Source organism: Blautia sp. An46, assembly GCF_002161645.1.
Taxonomy (GTDB): domain Bacteria; phylum Bacillota; class Clostridia; order Lachnospirales; family Lachnospiraceae; genus Blautia; species Blautia ornithocaccae.
Genome location: NZ_NFIF01000007.1, coordinates 110,010 through 135,096 on the forward strand (window position 1 = coordinate 110,010; position 25,087 = coordinate 135,096).

21 protein-coding genes and 2 pseudogenes are annotated in these 25,087 nt (G+C 45.9%); 16 read left to right on the top strand and 7 right to left on the bottom strand.

Annotated features, from left to right (window positions below; translation table 11 throughout):
* Positions 1–149: 149 nt before the first annotated feature.
* Genes B5G00_RS07500 through B5G00_RS07515 form a run of 4 tightly spaced genes read right to left on the bottom strand, consistent with a single transcriptional unit; the run spans position 150 to position 4,306 of the window.
* The gene (locus B5G00_RS07500) at positions 150–1,511 is read right to left on the bottom strand and encodes a DHHW family protein (RefSeq protein WP_087270865.1); all 1,362 of its coding nucleotides are present in this window, start codon (positions 1,509–1,511) and stop codon (positions 150–152) included.
* Between the two features lie 42 nt (positions 1,512–1,553).
* On the bottom strand, positions 1,554–2,966 hold the full coding sequence (locus B5G00_RS07505; protein WP_087270868.1) for an MBOAT family O-acyltransferase: 1,413 nt from the start codon (positions 2,964–2,966) through the stop codon (positions 1,554–1,556).
* Positions 2,967–2,994: 28 nt separating this feature from the next.
* The gene (locus B5G00_RS07510) at positions 2,995–3,480 is read right to left on the bottom strand and encodes a DUF4358 domain-containing protein (protein WP_087270871.1); all 486 of its coding nucleotides are present in this window, start codon (positions 3,478–3,480) and stop codon (positions 2,995–2,997) included.
* Positions 3,473–4,306 carry a GDSL-type esterase/lipase family protein gene (locus tag B5G00_RS07515; RefSeq protein WP_087270874.1) on the bottom strand — a complete coding sequence of 278 codons (834 nt, stop codon included), beginning with the start codon at positions 4,304–4,306 and terminating at the stop codon, positions 3,473–3,475. Before B5G00_RS07515 ends, B5G00_RS07510 begins: the two co-directional genes overlap by 8 nt.
* A 405-nt stretch (positions 4,307–4,711) precedes the next feature.
* Here B5G00_RS07515 and B5G00_RS18635 point away from each other — a divergent pair, with 405 nt between their 5' ends.
* The 11 genes from B5G00_RS18635 to B5G00_RS07565 all read left to right on the top strand — a co-directional run bounded on the left by B5G00_RS18635 (position 4,712) and on the right by B5G00_RS07565 (position 17,118).
* Positions 4,712–4,867 carry a glutamyl-tRNA amidotransferase gene (locus B5G00_RS18635; RefSeq protein ID WP_140403126.1) on the top strand — a complete coding sequence of 52 codons (156 nt, stop codon included), beginning with the start codon at positions 4,712–4,714 and terminating at the stop codon, positions 4,865–4,867.
* Between the two features lie 443 nt (positions 4,868–5,310).
* The gene (locus tag B5G00_RS07520) at positions 5,311–6,456 is read left to right on the top strand and encodes an ABC transporter ATP-binding protein (RefSeq protein ID WP_087270878.1); all 1,146 of its coding nucleotides are present in this window, start codon (positions 5,311–5,313) and stop codon (positions 6,454–6,456) included.
* Positions 6,456–7,325, top strand: a complete 870-nt coding sequence (locus B5G00_RS07525) for a carbohydrate ABC transporter permease (protein ID WP_087270881.1) — start codon at positions 6,456–6,458, stop codon at positions 7,323–7,325. The genes B5G00_RS07520 and B5G00_RS07525 overlap by 1 nt, the downstream gene beginning before the upstream one ends.
* An 80-nt stretch (positions 7,326–7,405) precedes the next feature.
* Positions 7,406–8,245, top strand: coding sequence for a carbohydrate ABC transporter permease (locus B5G00_RS07530; protein WP_442856321.1), 840 nt, complete (start codon positions 7,406–7,408; stop codon positions 8,243–8,245).
* Positions 8,246–8,265: 20 nt separating this feature from the next.
* The gene (locus B5G00_RS07535) at positions 8,266–9,672 is read left to right on the top strand and encodes an ABC transporter substrate-binding protein (protein ID WP_087270886.1); all 1,407 of its coding nucleotides are present in this window, start codon (positions 8,266–8,268) and stop codon (positions 9,670–9,672) included.
* 192 nt (positions 9,673–9,864) lie between these two features.
* Entirely contained in the window at positions 9,865–10,605 is a 741-nt protein-coding gene (locus B5G00_RS07540) for a glycerophosphodiester phosphodiesterase (RefSeq protein WP_087271003.1), read from the top strand.
* Positions 10,592–11,401, top strand: a complete 810-nt coding sequence (locus B5G00_RS07545) for an HAD-IIA family hydrolase (RefSeq protein ID WP_087270889.1) — start codon at positions 10,592–10,594, stop codon at positions 11,399–11,401. Before B5G00_RS07540 ends, B5G00_RS07545 begins: the two co-directional genes overlap by 14 nt.
* 191 nt (positions 11,402–11,592) lie before the next feature.
* On the top strand, positions 11,593–12,846 hold the full coding sequence (locus B5G00_RS07550; RefSeq protein ID WP_087271005.1) for an AGE family epimerase/isomerase: 1,254 nt from the start codon (positions 11,593–11,595) through the stop codon (positions 12,844–12,846).
* A gap of 260 nt (positions 12,847–13,106) precedes the next feature.
* Positions 13,107–14,834 (top strand): ABC transporter ATP-binding protein, encoded by a 1,728-nt coding sequence (locus B5G00_RS07555; protein ID WP_087270892.1) that lies wholly within the window; start codon positions 13,107–13,109, stop codon positions 14,832–14,834.
* Positions 14,834–16,681: an ABC transporter ATP-binding protein gene (locus B5G00_RS07560; protein WP_087270895.1), complete on the top strand. Its 1,848-nt coding sequence runs from the start codon at positions 14,834–14,836 to the stop codon at positions 16,679–16,681. Before B5G00_RS07555 ends, B5G00_RS07560 begins: the two co-directional genes overlap by 1 nt.
* A 5-nt stretch (positions 16,682–16,686) precedes the next feature.
* Positions 16,687–17,118, top strand: a complete 432-nt coding sequence (locus tag B5G00_RS07565; protein ID WP_087270898.1) for a MarR family winged helix-turn-helix transcriptional regulator — start codon at positions 16,687–16,689, stop codon at positions 17,116–17,118.
* A gap of 121 nt (positions 17,119–17,239) precedes the next feature.
* Here B5G00_RS07565 and B5G00_RS19940 read toward each other — a convergent pair.
* The 3 genes and pseudogenes from B5G00_RS19940 to B5G00_RS07575 all read right to left on the bottom strand — a co-directional run.
* Positions 17,240–17,410, bottom strand: a pseudogene (locus B5G00_RS19940) (ATP-binding protein); the annotation flags it as partial.
* A 27-nt stretch (positions 17,411–17,437) separates the two neighbouring features.
* Positions 17,438–17,920, bottom strand: a complete 483-nt coding sequence (locus B5G00_RS19310; RefSeq protein ID WP_242971313.1) for an ATP-binding protein — start codon at positions 17,918–17,920, stop codon at positions 17,438–17,440.
* A gap of 35 nt (positions 17,921–17,955) precedes the next feature.
* Positions 17,956–18,390 carry an AlbA family DNA-binding domain-containing protein gene (locus B5G00_RS07575; protein ID WP_087270901.1) on the bottom strand — a complete coding sequence of 145 codons (435 nt, stop codon included), beginning with the start codon at positions 18,388–18,390 and terminating at the stop codon, positions 17,956–17,958.
* 245 nt (positions 18,391–18,635) lie between these two features.
* On the opposite strand from B5G00_RS07575, the gene B5G00_RS07580 reads away from it, so the two are divergent.
* From B5G00_RS07580 to B5G00_RS07600, 5 genes and pseudogenes are all read left to right on the top strand, one after another.
* Positions 18,636–19,703 (top strand): DnaJ C-terminal domain-containing protein, encoded by a 1,068-nt coding sequence (locus B5G00_RS07580; RefSeq protein ID WP_087270904.1) that lies wholly within the window; start codon positions 18,636–18,638, stop codon positions 19,701–19,703.
* Between the two features lie 45 nt (positions 19,704–19,748).
* Entirely contained in the window at positions 19,749–20,729 is a 981-nt protein-coding gene (locus tag B5G00_RS07585; RefSeq protein ID WP_087270907.1) for a biotin--[acetyl-CoA-carboxylase] ligase, read from the top strand.
* Positions 20,730–20,846: pseudogene (locus B5G00_RS19790) on the top strand (P-II family nitrogen regulator); the annotation flags it as partial.
* A 334-nt stretch (positions 20,847–21,180) separates the two neighbouring features.
* Positions 21,181–22,521, top strand: a complete 1,341-nt coding sequence (locus B5G00_RS07595) for an MATE family efflux transporter (RefSeq protein ID WP_087271008.1) — start codon at positions 21,181–21,183, stop codon at positions 22,519–22,521.
* Between the two features lie 82 nt (positions 22,522–22,603).
* On the top strand, positions 22,604–25,078 hold the full coding sequence (locus tag B5G00_RS07600) for a transglycosylase domain-containing protein (RefSeq protein ID WP_087270911.1): 2,475 nt from the start codon (positions 22,604–22,606) through the stop codon (positions 25,076–25,078).
* Positions 25,079–25,087 lie beyond the last annotated feature (9 nt).

Below are 25,087 nucleotides of genomic sequence, written 5' to 3' on the forward strand. Positions count from 1 at the left end.
AATTTCAACCGCATAGAGCAGAAAAAAGAACGGTTAAGATCACGCAAATCAGATTTTAACCGTTCTTTTTTGATATTTCCGGCGAGAGACTGTTATATGCCAATATGAGAGAATACCTGCCGGGCGTTTTTGCAGTAAAATTCCTGATTTTATGGAATAATCGCTTCCTCATCTGCATCAGTACCATTAGAATCTGCGCCTTCTGCCTGTCCATTCTCCGTATCGCTTGTATCTGTCGTACCGTTTGTATCTTCCGCAGCACCAGCATCTTCTGAATCACTTACGTTTGCTGTGCTGTCTGTCTGGGACTCCGGCATGGGCTCCAGGCTGTCTGCCAGAGATGTATCTGTCATAAAAGTATCCACATTATAAAGGAAGAGAATATCTGTGATGCTGTTGTCTGTCACCAGCCGATCCACATCGTCATAGTAATAACGGGGATCTATAACAATAATACTGCGGAAGTAGGGCTGGAGAAAAGGGATAAAGCAGTTTGCGTAAGAGTCTTTAAAAATCAGGAGGTTTTTGTTTTCCTCCACAGGTGTGGTGATGTCGATCCGGCTGTGGTTTCCTCCAAAGAAGACCTCATACTGATCTTTTTGCTCCAAAGCACTGCTCTCGTACATGGAAGCAGTTTTTTCGCCCTCTTCCACATAGTTTACTACATATTCGGTGCTTACATCCTGGGGAACATAGATGTCAATGGTGTCCCGAGATCTGTCATATCCGCTTTTGGAGGCCAGGGTTCCGGAAAAGGTATGAGATACAGGGTAAACGGTATAGTCCTGTGCCGGCTCTGAAATCCCAAGGGCGCTGTAAATGGTGTCAAAGGCATATCGGGCCCCCAGACTGGTCCAATGGTGGTCTGTTTTGTAATAAATAGCCTCGTCCCGATGAGAGGACATGGTTTCTGTCAGATCCACAAAGGTAAGAACATCACCTACAGTTTCCTCTGCCAGGGCAATATCCTGGGATTGATCCCGGACAGGCGCATTGGCAGGCGTCAGCTGTTCCAGAATATAGGCAGCATTGGGAACCAGACTCATAACCGTATTCACGTCTTCATGGCGCTGGGCGAATTCCCGGATGGCATTTAAGTTATCGTTTACAGAATCATCATCTATATTATTTTCAGGAACCTGCATAAGATATCCCTGCTTTCCTATATAGACACCGTTAGACTCTCTTTTTCCCAGGGCCATATCCTCCAGGACCTTCAGATTGATCCACTGGTCCCGGAAAACGAACTGGTCGGTGACATAATCTTCCATATCCGTCATAAATTTGCCGCTGGCCAGATTGGTCAGAGAGAATTCCGGAGCCTGAGCCAGCATGCGGTTTTCAGATTCCGAATATTTTTTGTCCGGCATAAAGATGTTAAGAACTATAGCAAGGACCATGAAAAGAAGGAAAATACAGGTAATCCTGAAATAAATTTTTCCAGTTCTCTGCCGATATATCCTGGCCCTCTTTTTTTGCCTTTCTTCAGGGGTTAATCGCTTTTTTTTCATAATAACTGAATGCTTCCTTCTATAAAAGTATTTCCCTTAATCCTAGAATCGGAAGTAAAGGAAAGGATTGTAAGTTGCGTTCACCAGGTAGGCGATAGAAAAAACAAATATGGCAGTGTAGACTACAACAGCCCCTATGGAAGGAGAATTTCCCGGCTTCAGAGCCAACTTTCGGAATTTCTTCCACACAAAGGGAGTGGCGCAGAAAAAGCAGATTACCAGAAGAATCAGATTTCCTGCAAGGTAGTACAGACCGGTAGAATCAATGACCCCATGGCCGCCGATGCCAAACATATTTCCCAGGTACGCCAAAGCGTCTGTCAGGGAAGAAGAGAAAAACAGTACCCAGCCCAATAACACCAGCACAAAGGAATAAATCTGCTGGACTATATCCGGCAGTTTCTGAAGTTTAGGCGCCAGGAAATATTTTTCCAGAAGAAGGAGCAGACCATAGTAAAGACCCCAGAACATAAAGTTCCAGGCAGCTCCGTGCCAGAAACCTGTGAGCATCCATACCACCAGGATATTCCGTACATGTTTCAGTCTGGATACCCGGTTGCCTCCAAGGGGAATATATACATACTCCCGGAACCAGGTGCTCAGAGAGATATGCCATCTTCTCCAGAAATCCGTAATACTTTTGGATATGTATGGATAATTGAAGTTTCGTACGAACTCAAAGCCAAACATTTTTCCAAGTCCTACTGCCATATCAGAATAACCGCTGAAGTCAAAATAGATCTGCATGGCGTAAGCAAGGCACCCGATCCAGGCAGTGAGAACAGAACGCTGATCAGGGGCAATAGCCACAATGGCGTCGAAAGTCATACCGATATTGTTTGCCAGAAGGACTTTTTTCCCAAGACCTCTCAGGAACCAGGCAACGCCCTGACCAAATTTGTAGAGACTCAGTTGCCTCTGGACAAGCTGAGCATCGATATCTGCATAGCGGACAATAGGACCGGCAATGAGCTGAGGAAACATGGTAACGTAAGTGCCGAAATTTATAAAGTTTTTCTGCACCGGAACCTCCCCTTTATATACATCGATGATATAGGAAAGGGTCTGGAAGGTATAAAAGGAAATACCTACGGGAAGTGCCAGCTCCCGGTAGGGAATATCCACAGGAAGGATGGCATTTATATTGTCCAGCAGGAATCCATAGTATTTAAAGAATCCGAGAATAGCCAGGTTGACTGCTACTGTAAACCAGAAGCTAAAACGCAGAAATTTCTGGTTATCATCCTCACGATATTTATGGATTTCAATTCCGCTTATATAGTTAAAGACAATGCTGAAAAGCATCAGAAATACATATACAGGTTCTCCCCAGGCGTAGAAAATCAGACTGACAATGAGAAGAACTGCATTTTTCAGCTTCCAGGGCACCAGAAAGTACAAAAGCAGAGTTATGGGCAGGAAGACGAAAAGAAAGAAAATGCTGCTGAATATCATATTTTAATATCCTTTCTGATTATTTTTATCATAAACTGTTCCGGAAGGCTTCATCAGCCTGTCCGGCATCGGGATGTACGATATAGAGGATGAAATTTCCCTGTACATCCAGAACATGGTCTTCCAGCATGGCATACTGTTCAATCCCATACCCCTCAAAGCTGTTCATCTGGGTTTCCAGCCGTGTGTTAATGGCTTCGGTTACAGCTTCTGCCTGAGAGTTGTCTTTTAATTTAATGATCAAAAGTTCCTGAGCATCCATATTACTGGCAGGGGAGTACAGGGTAACACCTTCATAATCTTCAGGGTTCAGTCCATAAAATTTCTGGAACATCCGGTTATTGCTTTCCTGCATTCCCTCCAGATCCAGAGTATCTACTACACTTTCTGTAACAGCTTCCAAAGAGGCGCTGCTGCTTTTATCTCCAGCCTGGAGGACAATAACAAAGACCAGAAGAGCCGCAACCATGGCGATGCGGATGATTGTTAATACAGAGATAGACTTATTATTCATTTTCAGTCACCTCCGTGATCATATCAATAGCCCAGTATTCATAAAAGGCTTTCTGCATATGGATTCCGTCCACATCATAGAGATCTCTGTGGGTTTCTACTTCTTCTGTAATATCGATATAAGGAATACTGTTATCCTCACAATGCTGGCTGATGGCCTCGTTCCAATCTGGGATATCCTGTATCCTTTCAGAAACTTCCTTACTATAGCTTTCAAGAGCAGAGGAGGTAACAGGGATAATTGAGTTTACATAAACTATAGCCTGAGGAAGAAGGGTCTGCAGTTCTTCAATGGTCTTGTCCAAATCTGAGAGATAGTCATTTACGCTGCTCCAATATCCAACATCATTAAGACCATAACAAAGAATGATATTGGAGGGGTTTAAACTGACCAGCTGGTCAGTATAAGTGTCAATGTCCCGGATAGTTCCTCCTAAAGCAGCAAAAACATGGCTTTCATCTACCAGATTATAAGAAGAGAATCCCATAGCTCTGGAATCGCCCATAATGGCTATATCAGTGAACTGCGCCCACACGTCCAGGTCGCCGCTTTCCAGAGCTGCTTTACGTTCAGCTCTGCGCAGCTGCCTCAACTCTTCTTCAATGGAAGCAGTGTCAGTGGCCTCCAGTCCTTCTATGTAAGCAACTCCCTCTTTAACATCATCTGTTGCAATATTTTGCCCTGACAGGGCAATAAAAATAACAATTCCGATGATCACTGCCACAGCGGCCAATTCCAGGAATAGCCGTTTTCGAGGATTTCGGAACTGTTTTTTGAAAAATCTCCGTATCCGCCGGGAAAGCGGATATTTTTTCCTTTTCTGCATTATATATGTCCCCTCGTTTTACTTCTATATTATTATACTATTTATTTATGCTTCAAAATTCAGTCGGGATTTCCGGAAGAATCTCCGGCAGATAAAATTTATCTTTTATTATTATAAAGCTTTTTTAAAATATGGCAATATGTGACATGCATCGACACGAAAAAAATACAAAAAAATTTGGAGATGTCTGGTCATATAAACGGTGGGAGAGGGAAAGAAGAAACAAAGTGCATAAAAAATGTATGAAACATCCGCTGATAAGAGCAGATATGATTTTGAACAGATTACCATAATAAAGCAGAAAAGAGCAAAAGGGAGAATTCCATGGAAACCTATTGAAGTCGCCCTGAATTGGTGCTAAGATTCAGCTGAAAAAGATGAATAAAAGGAAAGAGGCATTGACTTATGAGCAATAAGAGAGAAGAAAAGAAAGAGAGAAGAACATTCAAAGAGAAACTTCATGACTATATGATGGATATGTCCAGAATTTCACCTTCAGGAATCACAGACCGCCATGAAGAATATTACTTTCATATTAACCGGTACTATAGATTTGAATAATAGAGAAAGTAATATATATGATGTAAAATAAGAGTTTTCATATTTGTCCCCAAGTGCGGATATTTTTACATTCCTTCCAGATGTACAGAGCAGAAAGGAAAGGATGTAAAAATATCCGCTTTTTTATTCCCGCGAGCAACGAGCCAAGCGGGCATGCTCGCATGTCCATTTGGCGACTGCCGCGAGGGTCTTTGACTCTATGGAGCTGTTGCATTGATCGTATGTCAGGAACATTTATACATTTTATGCGAATTTGTCGAGCACCCCTTTGAGACCATAGGGTAAAAAGCTCTCCGGGCGGGAGGCTTTTACAGAGATTTTACGTAGTTTTTCTACAAATGCGATAGTTTAAAAATAATTTACTGCTTAAAATATCAACTGTTCGAGTAAAAAAATGCGTGTAGAAAATTTACAAGATTTAAAAGAAGGAAGGAGAAAACGCCGTGTCAGAGATTACATTAAGAAATGTATGTAAAGAGTATGACAAAGGGCACTTTGCAGTGAAAGACTTTAACCTGGATATCCAGGACAAGGAATTCATCATCTTTGTTGGTCCCTCCGGCTGCGGCAAGTCCACCACGCTGCGCATGATCGCAGGACTGGAGGATATCAGCGACGGAGAACTGTGGATCGATGGAGACCTTTGCAACTATTATGAACCAAAGGACAGGGGGCTGTCCATGGTGTTTCAGAACTATGCGCTGTATCCCAACATGACCGTGTATGGGAACCTGGCCTATGCTCTGAAAATCCGGAAGGTTCCCAAAAAGGAAATTGATGAGAGAGTACATAAAGTGGCCAAGACCCTGGAGATCGAACATCTTCTGGACAGAAAACCGGCTGCCCTTTCCGGAGGTCAGAAACAGAGAGTGGCTATCGGAAGCGCTATTATCCGGAAACCAAAGGCCTTCCTTATGGATGAACCCCTGTCCAACCTGGATGCAAAACTGAGAGCCCAGATGCGTGTAGAACTGGCAAAGCTTCATGAAGAACTGGAAACGACGATTATATATGTAACTCATGACCAGACCGAGGCCATGACCCTGGGAACCAGGATCGTGGTTATGAAAGACGGTGTAGTGCAGCAGGTAGAAGCACCTATCCAGCTTTACAACAATCCGGCAAACCTTTTTGTGGCAGGTTTTATCGGCTCTCCTTCCATGAACTTCTTCGACGCCTATGTAGGAGAGGAAGAGGGAAAAGTTGTGGTCTATCTGGGCGGCAGCGAGCTTGGAAAGAAAGTCTTCTTAAGAGGCGAGAAAGCGGAAGTCGCAAGACAGAGAGAGATGAACAAAAAGGTAGTCCTGGGAATCCGTCCGGAAGACGTCTATGATTACAAAGAGGCAAAGGAAAGAGGCATCCACATGGACACCCAGGGGCTGGAAGAAACTGTCTCTGCCAGAGAAATGCTGGGAGCTGAGGTTATTCTTTACTTTGACGCCCAGGGCAAAACCCATGCGGTAAGGTTAAGTCCGGAGAATCAGACCCAGACCGGAGAGAAAGCGGACTTTTACTTTGACACGGACAGGATCCACATCTTTGATAAAGATACAGAAGAAAACATTTATTACAGAGAGGAGATTCGGTAATGAACACAGGGAAGAAGAAAAAATTAAACTGGACCCCATACTGCTATCTGATCCCATGTATGCTGGTGTTCGCCATATTCCTGTTCTATCCCTTTTTCAAGACCATTTATCTCAGCCTTTTCCTGACAGACAGAATGGGACAGGCTAAGATTTTTGTAGGGATGCAGAACTATATAGACCTTCTTACTTCTGAATCATTCAGAAACAGTCTGAAGGTAACTTTGATCTTTGTTGTGATCGTAGTTATCGGGGGCATGCTCCTGGGCCTGATCGCAGCGGTTCTGTGCAACAAGGCTTTCCCGGGAATCCGGGCTTTCAGTACCGCATATGCCCTGCCTATGGCTATTGCTTCCAGTTCTGCGGCAATGATCTTCCAGATCATGCTCCACCCTACTGTTGGTATTGTGAACAAACTTACAGGGCTGGATATTAACTGGCTGAATGATCCCGACACTGCCCTGGTCTGTGTGGCAATCCTGACTGCCTGGCTGAACAGCGGTATTAATTTCCTGTATTTCTCAGCAGGACTGGGCAATATTGATGAGACCATCTATGAGAGAGCTTCCGTAGACGGAGCAAGCAGCGTACAGCAGTTCTTCAGCCTGACTCTGCCGGGACTTTCTCCGATCATGTTCTACACACTGGTTGTAAATATTATCCAGGCATTTCAGTCCTTTGGACAGATCAAGATCCTGACCGAAGGAGGCCCGGACGAGGCGACAAATGTTATCGTGTATTCCATTTACCGTGACGCTTTCTTTAACTACCGTTTCGGAAGTGCCGCAGCTCAGTCCGTGATCCTGTTTATTATTATCATGATCATTACACTGATTATGTTCAGACTTGAAAAGAAAGGAGTAAGCTACTAATGAGTCAGTCTAGTAATGCAGCTACCATCAGCGGCCAGAAAACTATCAGCAGAGAGCAGCTTCTGGCTTTAAAAAAGGAAATGAATGCCAAGGCACTGACTAAGAGAAGAATCCGTACAGGGGGCCTTCTGGCAGGAAACATTATATTTGCACTTTTGATCCTGCTTCCTTTGCTTTATGCAGTCAGCATTGCATTTATGCCTTCAGGAGAACTGTTTACCACTGAGCTGAATCTTCTTCCGAAGCATCCTACTTTGCAGAACTTTCAAGATGCATTTGTAAATGTACCTTTGCTGAGATTTATTGTTAACTCCTTTGTTATGGCAGGTTCCATTACTATCGGGCAGATCATTACCTGTTCTCTTGCAGCTTTTGCTTTCTCCTTTTTGGAGTTTAAGGGAAGGAATGTACTGTTTATGATCGTTTTGGCGACTATGATGGTTCCCGGGGAAGCAACAATAGTATCAAACTATCTGACTGTAGGTAATCTGGGAATGCTGGATACTTATCCTGTATTGATCGTGCCTTACCTGACATCAGCAATGGGAATTTTCCTGTTCCGTCAGTTTTATATGTCCTTCCCGATTTCTCTGTATGAATCAGCGAAACTGGACGGATGCAGCAATCTGAAATTTATTGTGCGGATCCTGATCCCGCTGACAAAATCTGCTATCGGAGCAATGGCTGTATACACCTTCATCAATGCATGGAATATGTATATGTGGCCTTTGCTGGTAACCGGTTCTAATGAGATGAGAACCGTTCAGATCGGTATCAGTATGCTGAACAGTGTGGATTCCCAGTCACTGACTATGATGGTGGCAGGTGTGGTAATTGTTATTATTCCCTCAATTTCTATCTTTATTGTGGGACAGAAACAGCTGATCCGGGGTATGTTCTCCGGTGCGGTAAAAGGTTAATTGAAAAAAGGAGAGTAAGAATGAAGAAAAAAATCGTATCTTTATTATTGACAGGCGTTATGGCAGCAGGCGCACTGGCTGGCTGCGGCGGACAGAGCATTGCTGATCAGCAGGCGGCAGGTGATACCACTGCAGATTCTGCAGAGGGCGAAGCCGCTGAAGAAACAGTGACAATGGCGGCAGCCGATGAGGTAGACGGTACAGAGATCACCTTCTGGCATTCTATGGGCGGTGTAAACGGCCAGGCTATTGATGAACTGGTAAACCGGTTCAATGAAGAGAACGAACTGGGCATCACTGTTGTATCTGAGTATCAGGGTGAATATGATGACGCCCTGAATAAACTGAGAAGCGCCCAGATCGGAAACATGGGAGCTGACCTGGTACAGGTATATGAGATCGGTACAAGATTCATGATCGATTCCGGCTGGATCATCCCTATGCAGGAGATGATCGATGAGGATGGATATGATATTTCCCAGATCGAGCCGAACCTGGCAGCTTACTATACTATTGACGATCAGCTTTATTCCATGCCTTTTAATTCCTCTACTCCTCTTATGTATTATAATGTAGATATGTTTGAACAGGCAGGGATCACAGAGATTCCTACCAGCCTGGAAGGAATTCTGGAGATCGGTGATCAGCTGCTGAATGAAGGCGGTGCCGGAGAAGTTATGTCTCTGTCTATCTATGGATGGTTCTTTGAACAGTTCCTGGGAAAACAGGGCCTTGATTATGCAAACAATGGAAACGGAAGAGAAGAGGCTGCTACAGCAGTTGCTTTTGATGAGAACGGCGGGGCTGCAAATATCCTGAACGCATGGAAAGATCTTTCTGACGCAGGATATGCGCCTATCGTTGGTAAAGGTGGAGATGCAGGTCTTGCAGATTTCTCCGCAGGAAAATCTGCCATTACTCTGGCATCTACAGCTTCTCTGAAACAGATCCTTCAGGATGTAAACGGAAAATTTGAAGTAGGTACCGCTTACTTCCCATCTATTACAGATGAAGACCAGGGCGGCGTATCTATCGGCGGCGCTTCTCTGTGGGCACTGAACAACAACGATCCTAAGAAATTAAGAGCTACCTGGGAGTTTGTGAAATTTATGATCTCTCCGGAGTCTCAGGCTTACTGGAATGCACAGACCGGATATTTCCCTGTAACTGTTGCAGCTCAGGAAGAGCAGGTATTCAAAGATAACATTGCTCAGTATCCTCAGTTCCAGACAGCTATCGACCAGCTCCATGATTCTTCACCGGAGTATGTAGGAGCACTGTTAAGCGTCTTCTCTGAGGCAAGGGCAACTGTGGAGTCAGAGATTGAGAGTATGTTAAACGGCGAGGTGGATGTAGATGAAGCTGTATCCAATATGGCCGATACCATTAACAAGTCCATTGAGGAATACAATCTGGTAAATGGCTGAGAAAGAGAAGCCGCTGAGCAGTGACGGGGGATCTTTATAAAGAATTTCCCAACCTTGCACATTGGAAACATCATGTTATAATAGCCGTAGACAGGTAAATGAGGGCCGCCCCTTTACGGGCGGTCTTCTTTGTACCTCAGACTTGGAAGGATAAGCAGTCAGACAAAATATCGGAAAGAAGGAAAAGGAATTATGACAAAAGTATTTGCACACAGAGGCGCCAGCGGATATGCGCCGGAAAATACGCTTCAGGCTTTTCATCTGGCCCAGGAGCAGGGAGCAGACGGGATCGAACTGGATGTCCAGCTTACAAAAGACGGGGAAGTGGTGGTGATCCACGATGAGACCATTGACCGGACCAGCACGGGCAAAGGCTATGTAAGAGACTATACCCTGGCAGAACTGAAAAAATTTTCTTTCCATAATCATATGGAAAAATATAAAGGGGTAAAGATCCCTACTTTAAGGGAAGTGCTGGAACTGGTAAAGCCGGGAAAGATGGAAGTGAATATTGAACTGAAGACCGGAATCTTCTGGTATCCGGATATTGAAGAAAAGACTATGAAGATCGTAAAGGAAGCAGGCATGGAAGACCGGGTGATCTATTCTTCTTTTAACCACTACAGCGTGCAGAAGGTACGGAGCCTGGACGAGAAAGCGGAAACCGCTTATTTATACAGCGATGTGATGCTGGATGTGGAAAAGTATGCTCAGAATACAGGGGTATGTGGATTGCACCCGGCAGTTTTTCATCTGTATATGGCGGACTTTCTGGAAAAATATAAGGCAAGCGGCCTGAAAGTCCGGGTATGGACGGTAAACCGTGAAAAGGATATGAAAAAATTCATAGAGGAAGATCTGGAAGCCGTGATCACCAATTATCCGGATACTGCCCTTACTGTGAGAAGGCAGGTGGAAAATGCTGCAGGATAATGGATTTATAAAAGATAAGCGCCTCTTCCTCCTGGATATTGACGGCACGGTGTGCATTGGACAGCGGCTGATCGACGGCACCAGAGAATTTCTGAAGGCAGTGAAGAACAGCGGCGGACAGTTTGTCTTTATTACCAATAATTCTACAAGAAGTATAGAAGATTATATCCTGTCTTTCCAGAAACTGGGAGTGATGACAGACTATACCAATTTTGTCACCGCCTCTTTTGCCACGGTCCAGTATCTGAAAAAGCACTATGACGGAAAGCTGATCTATGTGATGGGAACCAAATCTTTGATCCGGGAGTTGAAAAAGAATAAGATCCATGTAACAACAGACTGTATGGATGAGGATATTGCCTGTGTCCTGGTTTCCTATGACAACCAGCTGACCTATGAAAAGATACAGGACACCTGTCAGGTCCTGAGCACCTGTAAGGTAGATTACCTGGCTACTAATCTGGACTATGTGTGCCCTATCGAATTCGGCTATGTGCCGGACTGCGGGGCCATCTGCCAGATGCTGGAACATGCGGTGAAGAGAAAACCAATCTATCTTGGAAAACCGGGCACTGCCATGGTAGATTATGCCCTGAAGCTGAACCATTTCTCCAGAGAGGAAACCCTGGTAGTGGGGGACCGGCTTTACACAGATATCCTCTGCGGCCATAACGCCGGTGTGGAAACCGCTCTGGTCCTTACAGGAGAGGCCACAAGAGAGGAAGGAGAAGCCTGTGAATACGGGCCGGATTATATATTCCGATCCATTGAAGAATTGTATAAAGCGTGGCTGTAATGCGACATCCCCGTTTTTTTTTCACTGTTTCGAGAAAGAATTCAATTGAAGCCTTGCTGCTGGGATAGTATAATAAAAAAACATCAGGATATCAGGGCGAAAAAGCTGGAAAGCCGACCCAGGATCACCTGCAAAAGCAGATACGGCTCTGGGACCCGTTAAAATATGAAGAAAGCAGCGAGGTAATGAAAATGAGCGAGATATTGAAAAAATATCAGATTGACACAGAAGAAAACAAAAAATTTCAGGAGGAGATCCGGGAAAACCTTTTGAACTTCGGACACAGATTTCCGTCTCCCAAGGGCAGTTCCTATTATCTGGGAGATGACGGAACCCCTTGGAAGGAAAGAAACCGTGAGACCTGGATCACTTCCAGGATGACCCATGTATATAGTATCGGCACTTTTCTGGGACACCCGGGCAGCGAGGAGCTGGCGGATGCAGGGCTGAAAGGTCTTCGTGAAGAACTTCACGATACCGAAAACGGAGGCTGGTATGCAGGCCTTACAGCAGAGGACCAGATCCTTCCAAATAAACAGTGTTACGCCCATGCCTTTGTGATCCTGGCAGCAACATCGGCACTTCTGGCAGGAAGACCGGGAGCAGAGGAACTTTTAGAGGATGCCCTGAAGCTCTATGATCTTCGGTTCTGGAATGAGGAAGAAGGACTTTCCTGTGATACTTGGAATACAGAATTCACGGTATTGGATGACTATCGGGGACTGAACGCCAATATGCATACAGTAGAGGCTTTTCTGGCGGTAGCTGATGCTGCCGGAAAGGAAGAATACAGAGTGAGATCGGGCAGGATCATTGACCATGTACTGGGATGGGCTTCAGATAACCAGTGGAGGATTCCGGAGCATTTCACCAAAGACTGGACACCGGATCTGGAATGTAATAAGGATCAGCCGGCAGATCAGTTTAAGCCATACGGGGCTACTCCGGGACACGGTATTGAATGGGCAAGATTGATCACACAGTGGGCTCTGTCTACATATAAGGAAGACACTCAGGGAGCTGCCAGGTACATAGAAGCAGCAGAAAATCTCTTTAACCGTGCAGTGAAAGACGCATGGAACGCAGATGGAGCTCCCGGTATTGTTTATACTACAGATTGGGAAGGCAAACCGGTAGTCCATGACCGTATGCACTGGACTCTGGCAGAGGCGATCAATACCTCCTCTGTGCTGTACCACGTTACAGGAAAAGCGGAGTATGGCCAGTATTACGCAGAGTTTATGAAGTATCTGGACGAGACGGTCATGGATCATGTCAATGGTTCCTGGTTCCATCAGCTGGACGAACACAACCAGGTGATCGGTACTGTATGGCCGGGAAAATCAGATTTGTATCATGCTTTTCAGTCTACGCTGATTCCATTTTATTCTCCAGCATTGTCCATTGCGGCAGCAGTGGCTTCCTTCCGCCGTCTTGGAGACTGAAAGATCCATCCAGCGTCATTAGTTTGAAAATGATCGTGTCAGTACACTAGTGTACCAGGACTCAGGAAAAATAAATTACAGATTACGGAGCTATTGCATTAATATTCCCGGTTTTCATTAATGCAATAGCTCCGTTTTATTCTATAGGAGCTGCTGCACACAAAGTCCTCAAGCTCCTTGAGATTGAGAAGAGGTAAAGATTGACATGGATTTAATTGAGACATACAATAGTTGTATATACAATAATTGGAGGTGCAACTATGCTTCGAAGGCTTTTTTCCTATATGCATCAGTATAAAAAATATGCGCTGCTGGCTCTTATCTGTATCAGTGCAGAGTCTGTTTTTGAGCTGATCGTTCCCCTTATTATGGCGGACCTGGTAGATATTGGAGTGGCTGCAGGGGACAAAGAGTATATTTTCAGAAAAGGTCTGGAGATGGTTATCTGCGGTATCATTGCCCTGATCCTGGGTGTGGGAAGCGCCAGGTTTGCGGCCCTGGCAGGACAGGGATTGGGTGCGGAGCTCCGCCGGGCAGAATATGAGAAGCTTCAGAAATATTCCTTTTCCAATATTGACCATTTTCGGGTATCTTCCCTTGTCACCAGGCTGACAAGCGATGTGACTAATATTCAGAATACCGTTTCCACAGGAATGCGGCCTTTCTGCAGAGGGCCGGTGATGTTGGTGGCGGCTACAGCCGTGGCCTTTTCCATCAACCGGGAACTGGCGGTGGTATTTCTGGTAGCCCTTCCTGTTCTGGCCTGTCTGCTGTTTTGTATCACTATGAAGGTCCGCCCTCTTTATGGTGTCATGCAGGAGGCCATTGATAATGTGAACCGGATCATACAGGAAAACCTGGCGGCAGTTCGTGTGGTAAAGGCTTATGTAAGAGGAGATTACGAAAATGCCAAGTTTGAGGAAGGAAATGAGAACCTGAAGGAACAGTCGGAAAGGGCCTTCCGGCTGGCGGCTTTGAATATGCCTGCCATGCAGTTCGTCATGTACGGGACGATCCTGAGTATCCTCTGGTTTGGCGGAGGACTGATCAACACAGGAAAAATGGAAGTAGGGGAGCTGACGGGATTTCTCAGCTATGTACTCCAGATTTTGAATTCTCTGATGATGATTTCAAATGTATTTCTGATGATGACCCGCTCTATTGCTTCAGGAGTCCGGATTATGGAAGTGATTGATGAGAAAGTAGATATTACAGATGAAAAGTCCAGGAACATTCAGGTAGAACGGGGAGAAATTGAATTTGACCATGTATGGTTTAAATATAAAAAGGATGCTGAAGAGTATGTACTTTCCGACATTTCCTTCCATATAGAGCCGGGACAGACCCTGGGGATCATCGGGCAGACAGGCTCTGCCAAGACAACTCTGGTCCAGCTGATCCCCAGGCTTTATGAGGCAGAGGAAGGAACCGTCCGGGTAGATGGAATACCAGTAGAGGAGTATCCTATGGAACATTTAAGAGATGCCATTGCCATGGTGCTTCAGAAGAACACTCTGTTTTCCGGAAGCCTTCTCTCAAATCTGAAATGGGGAAATGAAAATGCGTCCCAGGAGGAAGTGGAACTGGCCTGCAGGCTTGCCTGTGCAGATGAATTTATTTCCAGGCTTCCCCAGGGTTATGAGACAGAAATGGGGCAGGGCGGAGTAAACGTCTCCGGAGGGCAGAAGCAGAGACTATGCATTGCCAGAGCTCTGCTGAAGAGCCCCAGAGTGCTGATACTGGACGATTCCACCAGTGCTGTTGACACGGCTACAGAGGGGAAAATCCGCGAAAGAATGAAAACATATCTGCCGGATATGACAAAGATCATCATTGCTCAGAGGATTTCTTCTGTGCGCCATGCAGACCAGATTCTTATCCTGGATGATGGAAAGGTAAATGATATAGGAACCCATGAAGCCCTGCTGGAGAGAAATGAGATCTACCGGCAGATCTATGATTCACAGAAGGAAGGAGTGGAGCTGTAATGGCAAAATATGTAGGATATAAAAGACCGAAGAATACAAAGAAAACACTTCTCCACCTTATGAAATATCTGGGACTGCATAAGTGGATGTTCATGCTGGTGGCTCTTCTGGTGTTTGTCAGCGCGGGAGCAAATATTATGGGAACTTATTTTCTGAAGCCAGTGATCAACAAATTTATCCTCCCTGGTAACAGAGAGGGGCTTCTTCTGGCAGTGGCCGGAATGGCAGTGATGTATATCTGCGGAGCCCTTGCCACTCTGGGATACAATCAGCTGATGATACGCTCTGCTCAAAAGGTAGTAAAGGAAATACGGTCAGATCTTTTTGCCCATGTACAGAAACTTCCGCTGAAGTATTTTGACGCCCATACCCATGGGGAACTTATGAGCCGCTTTACCAACGATGTGGATACGGTACAGGAGGCAATGAACAATAGTTTTGCCATGATCATACAGAGCTTTATGATGCTGTTCGGTACAGTGGTCATGATGATGGTATTAAGCCTTCAGCTGTCCCTGATCGTAGTGGCGTTTCTCCTTATTATGTTTGTATTTATTAAGTTTAACGGCCAGAGAAGCAAGAAATACTTCCAGAGGCAGCAGGCAGAACTGGGGAAGATTAATGGATTTGTGGAAGAAATGACTGCAGGGCTGAAGGTAGAGAAAGTGTTCAACCATGAGAAAAAGGATTTTGAGGCCTTCTGCGAGATGAACGAGAACCTTAGAAAGGAGTCTACCAATGCCCTGACCTTTTCTGGCATGATGGTTCCTACCATTGTGAGCTTGTCTTATGTAAACTACGCGGTTTCTGCCTGTGTGGGCGGGCTCTTTACTCTTATGGGACTGCTGGACATCGGGAGTCTGGCCTCTTATCTGGTCTACGTGCGCCAGAGCGCCATGCCTCTGAACCAGTTTACCCAGCAGGTGAATTTCCTCCTGGCAGCTCTTTCCGGGGCAGAGCGGATTTTTGAGATGATGGAGGAAGAACCGGAAGAAGACCTGGGAAAGGTAACTCTCTGCAGAGTCAGGGAGGAAGATGGAACTCTGAAAGAGACAGAGGAGTATACAGGCAGGTTTGCATGGAAACTGCCGGATACAAAACAACTGGTGCCGTTAAAGGGAGATGTGCGGTTTCATGATGTGGTTTTTGGTTATGTGCCGGAAAGGAAGATTTTAAATGGTATTTCTCTGTACGCAAAACCAGGGCAGAAAATAGCCTTCGTAGGTTCTACAGGAGCGGGAAAGACCACCATTATCAATCTCATTAACCGTTTTTATGAAATCCAGTCAGGAACTATTACCTATGACGGCATAGATATACGGGATATAAAAAAAGATGACCTTCGCCGCTCCCTGGCTATGGTCATCCAGGAGACCCACCTGTTCACCGGGACCATTGCAGACAATATCCGTTATGGAAGGCTGGACGCTTCACTGGAAGAAGTAAAAGAAGCAGCCAGGATTGCTAATGCGGATTCTTTTATCCGGCGGCTTCCAAAGGGATATGATACTATGCTGTACAGCGATGGGAGCAATCTTTCCCAGGGCCAGAGACAGCTGCTGGCTATTGCCAGGGCAGCAGTGGCAAAACCGCCGGTGCTGATCCTGGATGAAGCCACCAGCTCTGTTGACACCCGGACAGAAAGGCTCATAGAGAAAGGAATGGATGCCATTATGGAGGGAAGAACGGTGTTTGTGATTGCCCACAGGCTGTCCACAGTACGTAATTCTAAAGCGATCATGGTCCTGGAAAAGGGGGAGATCATTGAGAGAGGCAGCCATGAAGAGCTTCTGGACCTGAAAGGACGTTATTATCAGTTATATACCGGACAATTTGAACTGGAGTGAGGAATATGGAAAAAAACAGTGTGAGAAAGATACTTCACAGATTAGATCTGGAAAGAAGACAGCTGATGCGGCCCAGATTTCTGGAACTGGGGCTGACTGTGGGAGAGGGGCAGCCCAGAATCCTGAACTGCCTTCTGGAGCAGGGAGAGATGAGCCAGAGAGAGCTGGCAGACGCCTGTATGTTTGATGTGACTACTATGTCCCGGACCCTGGATAAAATGGAGAAGGCAGGACTTATAGAGAGGAAGGTAAATCCATCCAGCAGAAGAGCTCACCTGATACATCTGACTTTGGAGGGAAAAGAAAAGGCAGCACAGGTGCAGAAACAATTTGCCTGGCTGGACCAGGTCCTCTGGGGAGAGCTTGAAGAGGAAGAGATGGAGAACTTGTATAAGACTTTGGAAAAAATAGAGAAAAATGTGAAAAATATGCTTTGAGAAAGAAGACAGATTTTCTGATATACTTCCGGCTTTTCCGTTGGCCTTTTTCCAGTAATAAATTGGTTTCCACCATATATTTCAGAAAACGTTTAGTTGTGGAATCTGCTAATCCCAAAATTTCCCGTGCCTCCTTGTTTGTAATGAAGCCGTTTTCTTCAATATAATCTAAAATAAGCCGCTGCCGCAGAAGGATTTTATCGGCTTTTTTATCGGTTTTTATTGGCTTTTTATCGGCTTTTTTATCGGCTTTTTTAAATAAATTTACTCGGAAGGTATCTCCGATTTCCATAAACTCAGGTTCAGGAAGGCCATATTCTTATGCACGATGAAGAATCCTCCGGATTCCTGTCCCCCATTCCTCTATGATCTCCATACGGCTGAATATATCCGCAATAATCCGATTCCGTATTTTAGAACGGCCACTGACGGCCTCTTCCAGTGTAAGTCCGCCATAAAGCATACCGGGAGAGGTAACCTCTATCCGGTCATCGTAGACAGCGACCTGTATGCAGGAATTATCCATATAGTTACGATGACATACGGCATTGACGATCATTTCCCGGATAGCAGTTACGGGAAGTTCATAGGTGTCTTTTCGGACCAGACCGTTGATTTCAGCCCCTAAATTAATATGACGGAGAACAAATTGATAGGCATTTTCTATCTGTTCATACAGACAGCCATCATATTCTTTCTTATCTATAAAGAAATCCCTTTCTGTTCCTTTAAATAAAGCACATTGAATTTTGGCAAAGGGAAAATATTTTCCGGTCAGTAATGCAAATGCATTGGTAGCCAAAAGATCAGAGCCGTTTTTCTTTAAAACTTTCCAACTTAAAAGCTGCTGCCCTCGATTTCCAATTCTCGGATTTTGGTGCTGTCCGCCGGGCGGGATGTAGCGCCGAGGCGGATGTAAGTTCCATGCTGCTTTCCCTGATTCTTGAGATAATAAGGACGGTGCATTCCTGGATAGATAGTGACGACCACAATACATTTATCATTGATACTTTGAAAAGAAATATCAGGTATAATCTGAGGCTCACAGCTGTCAGCGACAGCATCGGCAATACTGTCCATAATCTGGAAAACAGATTTTTCATCTACACCTGTAACTTCTCCTGTTTTATCGTCTACACCTATGATCAGATTACCGCCGCTGGTATTTGCGAAGGCAATAACAGTTTTCATGTATTTTTCGCTTTTCTTTGGAAGTTCAACCTTGTATTCAATATTTTTAGATTCTCCGCTAAGAATTTCGTCCAGGGTCATAGAACAGATACCCTCCTTTATCATGATATTATCAGTATAGCATAGAAGAGAAATAAGAAGCTATAAACATAAAATAAAAATATGAAACTGCCTTGACATAGCCAGATATGAGTGTTATATTACAAATAGAACAAAAAAACAGTCTGTCAGAGAGGCTTTTCAAAACAGCAACATTTTAATTTTGCGCTTCCCTTTTGGACTTCTGCTCAAAGGGGAGGCGTTTCTTATAACAGAGGGTGGTTATAATGGATAAAAAGAGAGATTATTATGAGGTTTTAGGCATTAGCAGAAGTGCAGACGCTAATGAGATAAAAAAGGCTTACCGGAAACTGGCAAAAAAATATCATCCTGATACAAATGCCGGAAATCCCAAAGCCGAAGAGAAGTTTAAGGAGATTACAGAGGCATACAATGTGTTAAGCGATGACAAAAAGAGAAAACTATATGACCAGTTTGGCCATGCTGCTTTTGACGGAGGGGCATCAGGAAATGGACCGGGAGCCTCAGGGGCCTACAGTTATGGCGGACCAGATGGAAACTACCGGGAATATCATTTTCAGGGAGACCCCAAAGATATGGATGACATTCTCAAAAATATTTTCGGCGATATGTTCCAGGGCGGAAGCAGTGGCTTTTCCGGAAATGGTTATGGCGGCGGCTTCGGAGGCTTCAGCAGTCATGATTTCGGCGGAGATTTTGGCAGCAGAGGCTTCAGAGGAAGTTATGGTGGCGGCTTCAGCGGACAGCGTTCTCAGAAGGGGGCGGATATGACCGCTTCTGTGAATATCAGCTTTGAGGAAGCCGCTTTCGGGTGCAAAAAGGTCCTCAGCCTGCAGGAACCATCTACAGGCCGTACCCATTCACTGGAAGTCCGGATTCCGGCAGGCATAGAAACCGGCAAGAGTATCCGGCTTAGAGGAAAGGGAATGTCTGGTTCCAACGGGGGAGAAGCAGGGGATCTGCTCCTTAAGGTAACAGTAGAAGAAAAACCGGGATATGAGAGAAAAGGCCTGGATATCTACACCACAGTAAAAATCCCCTTCAGCACTGCTGTGCTGGGCGGTGAGGCAGTTGTGCCTACTATTTATGGAAATGTAGTGTGTAAGATTCAGGAGGGTACTCAGTCAGGAACCAAGATCCGCCTGAAGGGCAAAGGAATCGTTTCTATGAAGAATCCGTCCATAAAAGGAGACCAATATGCCCGGATAGAAATCCAGGTGCCTCAGCATGTGAGCCGGACGGCAAAAGAAAAACTGAAAGAATTTGAACGGGCCTGCGGGAGGAAGAACTCCGGGAGTGGGAGCGCAGCGTAAATTATGATATAATTCTATTAACATTCTTGATCTGGAGGGGACGTTATGGGAACAAAAGAAAAGCTTCTGGCACTTTTTGAGGCAGACAAAGGTAAGTTTTTTTCCGGAGAGGAGCTTGCCGCCAGGCTTGCTGTTTCCAGGACTGCAGTGTGGAAAGCTGTAAACAGTCTGAGAAAAGAAGGCTATGAAATCCAGGCAGTCCAGAATAAAGGCTACAGTCTTTCTGTATCTACGGATATTCTTTCAATTCAGGGCGTAGAAAAATATTTAAATCCCGAACATTCCTATATAGAGCTGGAAATACTGCCAGATATAGGTTCAACCAATGATTATCTGAGGGAAAAGGCAGCCCAGGGAAAAGGGGAAGGATATGCGGTGGTAGCAGGAGCCCAGACCAGGGGAAAAGGAAGAACAGGGCGCAGCTTTTATTCTCCGGCGGATACGGGAATCTATCTGAGTCTCCTTCTCAGACCGAAAGACTGCGGGCCCGCTCAGGCAGTGAAGTTTACTACAATGGCTGCAGTGGCAGCCTGTGAGGCTATAGAAAAAGTTTCTCACAGAAGTCCTCAGATTAAATGGGTCAATGATATTTATATAGACGGAAAGAAAGTCAGCGGTATTCTTACCGAGGCCTCAGTCAGTCTGGAAAATGGCAGCCTGGAATATGTGCTCTTGGGAATCGGCATTAATGTCTATCCGCCGGAAAAAGGATTTCCACAGGAACTTAGAGAGACTGCGGGATCGGTATTCCAGGAGAGAAAAAGTGATGGGAAGAATCAGTTGGCGGCAGGCTTCTTAAACCGGCTGATGGATATATATACAAAAGAAGAAATTGGGGAATATGCTGAGGAGTACAGGAAGCGGAGCATGGTTTTGGGAAAGCGGATACAGATCCTGACTCCTGAGGGAGAGAAAGGGGCCAGAGCCCTGGAGATTGATAAAGACTGTCGGCTGCTGGTAGAATATGAGGACGGAAACAGAGAATTGCTCAGAGCAGGAGAAATCCGCATTAGACCGGAAAAATAAAAAACTCTTTACACCGGTCATGTGGGAGATGGAAAGATCTTTGTATATAATGTGCAGCAGGTAGTAAAAGTGCGGACAGGAGAAGAAAACCTGGAAGCACTGAAAGATGTAGAATGATTTGATTGTATAGTTTATAGAAGCTGCCCCGATTGGCGCAGCCGGGAGAGGAATTTTGCTCCCGGCTGCGTAAAGGGGGGGCTTTTTTTAATGATGTTTCATAGCTTTGATAAGATTCAGCAGGGCATCGATTTCTTCCGCAGACAGACCGGACAGATCGATTTCCTGCTTATTTTCTATTCCCAAAAGATAATAGGCACAAAACTACGGAGAGAAGATGGGGCAGAATTCTTTGCAAGATATATAACAGAGGAGGCAGCCATTGTTTTTTTGATATCCTTTCGCTATAATGTCACTATATACAGCAAAAGAAAAATGTGTGAGGGTGTGCGCAATGTCTGGAAATATAAAAAATATGACCTCGGGCTCCCCGGGGAAGCTGATTCTTTTTTTTGCCCTGCCTTTGATGGCGGCGAATATTTTTCAACAGTTTTACACCACGGTAGACGCCATGGTAGTGGGACAGATCGTAGGGGTAAGAGCTCTGGCGGCAGTGGGAGCGGCAGACTGGATCATCTGGATGGTCCAGGGGATCGTTACTGGAAGCGCCCAGGGCTTTTCTATACTGGTGTCGCAGAATTACGGGGCGGGGAATGGAAAACGGCTGAAAGAAACCGTGGCTGCCAGCTATACCATGATGGCGGTGATCGCTGTGGCTGTTCTGGCAGTCAGCCAGGCAGGCGCTTATCCTCTTCTGCGTTTTCTCAATACCCCTGCAGATGTCATGGATATGTCTGTAACTTATATACGAATTATTTTCTGCGGAATTCCGGTGATTGCAGCTTATAATACTTTCGCCTCAATCTTACGCGCTCTCGGAAACGGACGTTCTCCCCTGATCGCCATGATCGTTGCGGCAACGATCAATGTGGGGCTGGATCTTCTTTTTGTAGGAGGTTTCCGCTGGGGAGTGGCGGGGGCGGCAGGAGCCACGGTGATCGCTCAGGGTTTTTCGGCTCTCTATTGTTTTATAGTGCTCAGAAAGATTGATATAGTAAAGGTTTCCAGGGAAGACTTTAGGCCGGAACAGGCTATTTTCAGGCAGCTGGCCGGTTTGGGCGCACCCCTGGCTTTTCAGAATACTATTATATCTGTGGGAGGTATGGTGGTACAGTATGTGGTAAACGGCTATGGTTTTCTTTTTGTGGCAGGATTTACCGCAGCTAATAAGCTTTATGGAGTTCTGGAACTGGCAGCTATCTCCTACGGTTATGCGATCACTACCTATGTGGGGCAGAACCTGGGAGCGGGAAACATTGCCAGGATCAAGTCTGGAGTGAAAAGCGGAGGCATAATGGCGGTATTTACGGCCCTGGCTGTGGGGGCGGTGATGGTCGCCGGAGGAAGGAAGATACTTTCTCTGTTTGTCTCCGGAAGCCCGGAGGAGACGGCACAGGTGCTGGATATTGCCTACCATTATCTGTTCCTTATGGCAGTATTCCTGGTGGTCCTGTATATGCTTTATGTTTTCCGTTCCGCCATCCAGGGATTGGGAAATACGGTTGTTCCTATGGCCAGCGGGATCGTAGAATTTTTTATGCGCGTAGGCGCAGCGCTGCTCCTGCCTCTCTTTATCGGCCAGAACGGGATCTTTTATGCGGAGATCAGTGCGTGGACAGGCGCAGCGGTACTCCTGGCGGCGAGTTATTTCTGGCTGATCAGAAAATATTCCTGAATTTTTCACAGAATCCTGGAAAACTTATGCTATACTACGGTTGTTACCATAAAACTCATTTGCAGTATAAGGGGAGGTTCTAATGAACTTAAACCAGCACTATGGGGAAAAAAGTGTACTTCAGAAACTGGACCAGCTTCCAAAGGAGCCTGGCCTTAAGAGAAGGAAAAAAATAGTTTTTGCTGTAAAAACGGTTTTTCTCAGCCTTCTGGCAGCGGGCTTTATTGGGATATGCCTGGGACTGGGAGTTTACGGAAAGATTGTGGCAGATACCCCCGATGTTTCAGAGATAAATATAGGGCCGACAAAATATGCATCTTTTGTTTATGATGCAGATGGAGACCAGATACAGCAGCTCAACGAGGCCCAGAGCAATCGAATACATGTATCTATTGAGGATATACCGGAGGATATGCAGCATGCCATTGTAGCTATTGAGGATTCCAGATTCTATGAGCACCATGGAATCGACCCTCAGGGAATCCTCCGGGCAGCAGTGGTAACTCTGACTTCTGGATTTCAGGAGACAGAAGGAGCCAGCACCATTACCCAGCAGCTTATTAAAAACAATGTGTTTACAGACTGGACAGACGAGACTTTTTTCCAGTCAGTACGGCGTAAGATCCAGGAACAGCAGCTTGCTGTGGACCTGGAAGAATATCTTACGGACCAGGGGCTGGACGCCAAAAGCGTTATTCTGGAGGAATATCTGAATACGGTCAACTTTGGTTCAGGGGCTTATGGGATACAGACAGCAGCCCAGACCTATTTTGGCAAGGACAGCAATGACCTGACTCTGTCAGAATGTGCAGTGCTGGCGGCAACCCCCCAGAATCCTACCAGATGGGACCCCAGACAGAACCCGGAGGGAAATGCCCAGCGCAGGGAGACAGTGCTGAATTATATGCTGGAGCAGGGATGGATTACCAAGGAGGAACAGGAAGAAGCTTTGGGGGATGATGTTTATGCCAGAATTGCCCAGAACAGTGAAAATCAGCCCCAGGGAAGCACCTATTCCTATTTCATCGACGAGCTGATCAGCCAGGTACAGGAAGATCTGGTAGAAGAGAAAGGTTATACGGAGACCCAGGCTGCCAATGCCATATACAGCGGCGGTCTCCGGATATACAGCACCCAGGACACGGAAATCCAGGATATCATGGAAGAAGAATTTGAGGACGAAGATAATTATCCCGACTATGTACGGTTTGGATTGGACTGGGCTTTGACAGTGGAACATTCAGACGGCAGCAAGGAAAATTACAGCCGGGAAATGCTGACAGCTTATTTTGAGAACGGAGGAGAGGTTGTCCCGGATCTTTTCGACACACAGGAGGAAGCACAGAGATACATTGACCGGTATAAGGAAGCCGTACTGGAAGAAGGAGACAAGATCGCAGCAGAAAGAACAGAGTTTGTTCCTCAGCCTCAGGCTGCTATGACAGTTATAGACCAGAGTACCGGATATGTAAGAGGAATTGTAGGAGGCCGGGGAGAGAAGAAGGCCAGTCTGACTTTGAACCGGGCATCTGATACTTACCGTCAGCCCGGCTCTGCTTTTAAAATACTGGCGGCTTATGGGCCGGCACTGGATTTGGGGGAGATTACCCTGGCTGCACATATTGAGGATGAGGAATATTCCTATGAAGACGGCACGCCTATTCGGAATTCAGACAATCGGTATCACGGCTCTGTGTCTGTCCGTCAGGCTATCCGCAGTTCTTACAATATACCTGCGGTAAAGGTCCTTACGGATATTACCCCGGAGAAAGGATTTGAATATCTGCAGCAGCTTGGATTTTCTAATCTGGACGAAGAATTGGACGTGATCCAGCCTCTGGCACTGGGAGGCATCACCAATGGTGTCAGCAACCTGGAACTGACTGCAGCATATGGGGCCATTGCCAATGGAGGCACCTATATGGAGCCGGTTTTCTATACTGAGGTTACGGACCAGGAAGGAAATGTACTTCTGAGTAATAAGCCTCAGGGACAGCGCGTGTTTAAGGAAAGCACAGCCTTTCTGCTTACCAGCGCTATGGAAGATGTGGTCTCTGAAGGTACAGGTACAGGGTTCCAGCTGGAAGACATGCATGTGGCAGGGAAAACAGGGACTGCCAATGACTACCGGGATCTGACGTTTGCCGGATATACGCCTTATTATACAGCAGCTATCTGGGCAGGATATGACGAACCCCAGGAACTGGCGGAATCCCACCGGACATTCCATCGCACTTTGTGGCGAAACGTAATGAACCGTATACATGAGGACCTTCCGAATAAGGATTTTGAACAGCCATCCACAGTTGAAAGAGCTGCAGTCTGTGCAGACTCAGGCCTTTTGGCAGGCAGGGGCTGTACCCGTGTGTACGAATACTTTGACCAGGACAATATGCCGCAGGAAACCTGCACAGAGCATAGACGCTCCCTGTTCCCAGGCTGGAACAGCGGACAGGAAGAGGAGGACGACAGCAGCGGAGACAGCAGCGGAGACAGCAGTGGAAACAGCAGCAGTGGTTCTTCCTGGTGGGACTATTGGTCCAGATGGTGGAGATAAATATAGAAA

What these genes read in the sequence shown, in the direction of transcription:
- B5G00_RS07500 (WP_087270865.1), bottom strand. Translation starts at nt 1,511, where the DNA reads ATGAAAAAAAAGCGATTAACCCCTGAAGAAAGGCAAAAAAAGAGGGCC.
- B5G00_RS07505 (WP_087270868.1), bottom strand. Translation starts at nt 2,966, where the DNA reads ATGATATTCAGCAGCATTTTCTTTCTTTTCGTCTTCCTGCCCATAACT.
- B5G00_RS07510 (WP_087270871.1), bottom strand. Translation starts at nt 3,480, where the DNA reads ATGAATAATAAGTCTATCTCTGTATTAACAATCATCCGCATCGCCATG.
- B5G00_RS07515 (WP_087270874.1), bottom strand. Translation starts at nt 4,306, where the DNA reads ATGCAGAAAAGGAAAAAATATCCGCTTTCCCGGCGGATACGGAGATTT.
- B5G00_RS18635 (WP_140403126.1), top strand. Translation starts at nt 4,712, where the DNA reads ATGAGCAATAAGAGAGAAGAAAAGAAAGAGAGAAGAACATTCAAAGAG.
- B5G00_RS07525 (WP_087270881.1), top strand. Translation starts at nt 6,456, where the DNA reads ATGAACACAGGGAAGAAGAAAAAATTAAACTGGACCCCATACTGCTAT.
- B5G00_RS07530 (WP_442856321.1), top strand. Translation starts at nt 7,406, where the DNA reads ATGAATGCCAAGGCACTGACTAAGAGAAGAATCCGTACAGGGGGCCTT.
- B5G00_RS07535 (WP_087270886.1), top strand. Translation starts at nt 8,266, where the DNA reads ATGAAGAAAAAAATCGTATCTTTATTATTGACAGGCGTTATGGCAGCA.
- B5G00_RS07540 (WP_087271003.1), top strand. Translation starts at nt 9,865, where the DNA reads ATGACAAAAGTATTTGCACACAGAGGCGCCAGCGGATATGCGCCGGAA.
- B5G00_RS07545 (WP_087270889.1), top strand. Translation starts at nt 10,592, where the DNA reads ATGCTGCAGGATAATGGATTTATAAAAGATAAGCGCCTCTTCCTCCTG.
- B5G00_RS07550 (WP_087271005.1), top strand. Translation starts at nt 11,593, where the DNA reads ATGAGCGAGATATTGAAAAAATATCAGATTGACACAGAAGAAAACAAA.
- B5G00_RS07555 (WP_087270892.1), top strand. Translation starts at nt 13,107, where the DNA reads ATGCTTCGAAGGCTTTTTTCCTATATGCATCAGTATAAAAAATATGCG.
- B5G00_RS07560 (WP_087270895.1), top strand. Translation starts at nt 14,834, where the DNA reads ATGGCAAAATATGTAGGATATAAAAGACCGAAGAATACAAAGAAAACA.
- B5G00_RS07565 (WP_087270898.1), top strand. Translation starts at nt 16,687, where the DNA reads ATGGAAAAAAACAGTGTGAGAAAGATACTTCACAGATTAGATCTGGAA.
- B5G00_RS07575 (WP_087270901.1), bottom strand. Translation starts at nt 18,390, where the DNA reads ATGACCCTGGACGAAATTCTTAGCGGAGAATCTAAAAATATTGAATAC.
- B5G00_RS07580 (WP_087270904.1), top strand. Translation starts at nt 18,636, where the DNA reads ATGGATAAAAAGAGAGATTATTATGAGGTTTTAGGCATTAGCAGAAGT.
- B5G00_RS07585 (WP_087270907.1), top strand. Translation starts at nt 19,749, where the DNA reads ATGGGAACAAAAGAAAAGCTTCTGGCACTTTTTGAGGCAGACAAAGGT.
- B5G00_RS07595 (WP_087271008.1), top strand. Translation starts at nt 21,181, where the DNA reads ATGTCTGGAAATATAAAAAATATGACCTCGGGCTCCCCGGGGAAGCTG.
- B5G00_RS07600 (WP_087270911.1), top strand. Translation starts at nt 22,604, where the DNA reads ATGAACTTAAACCAGCACTATGGGGAAAAAAGTGTACTTCAGAAACTG.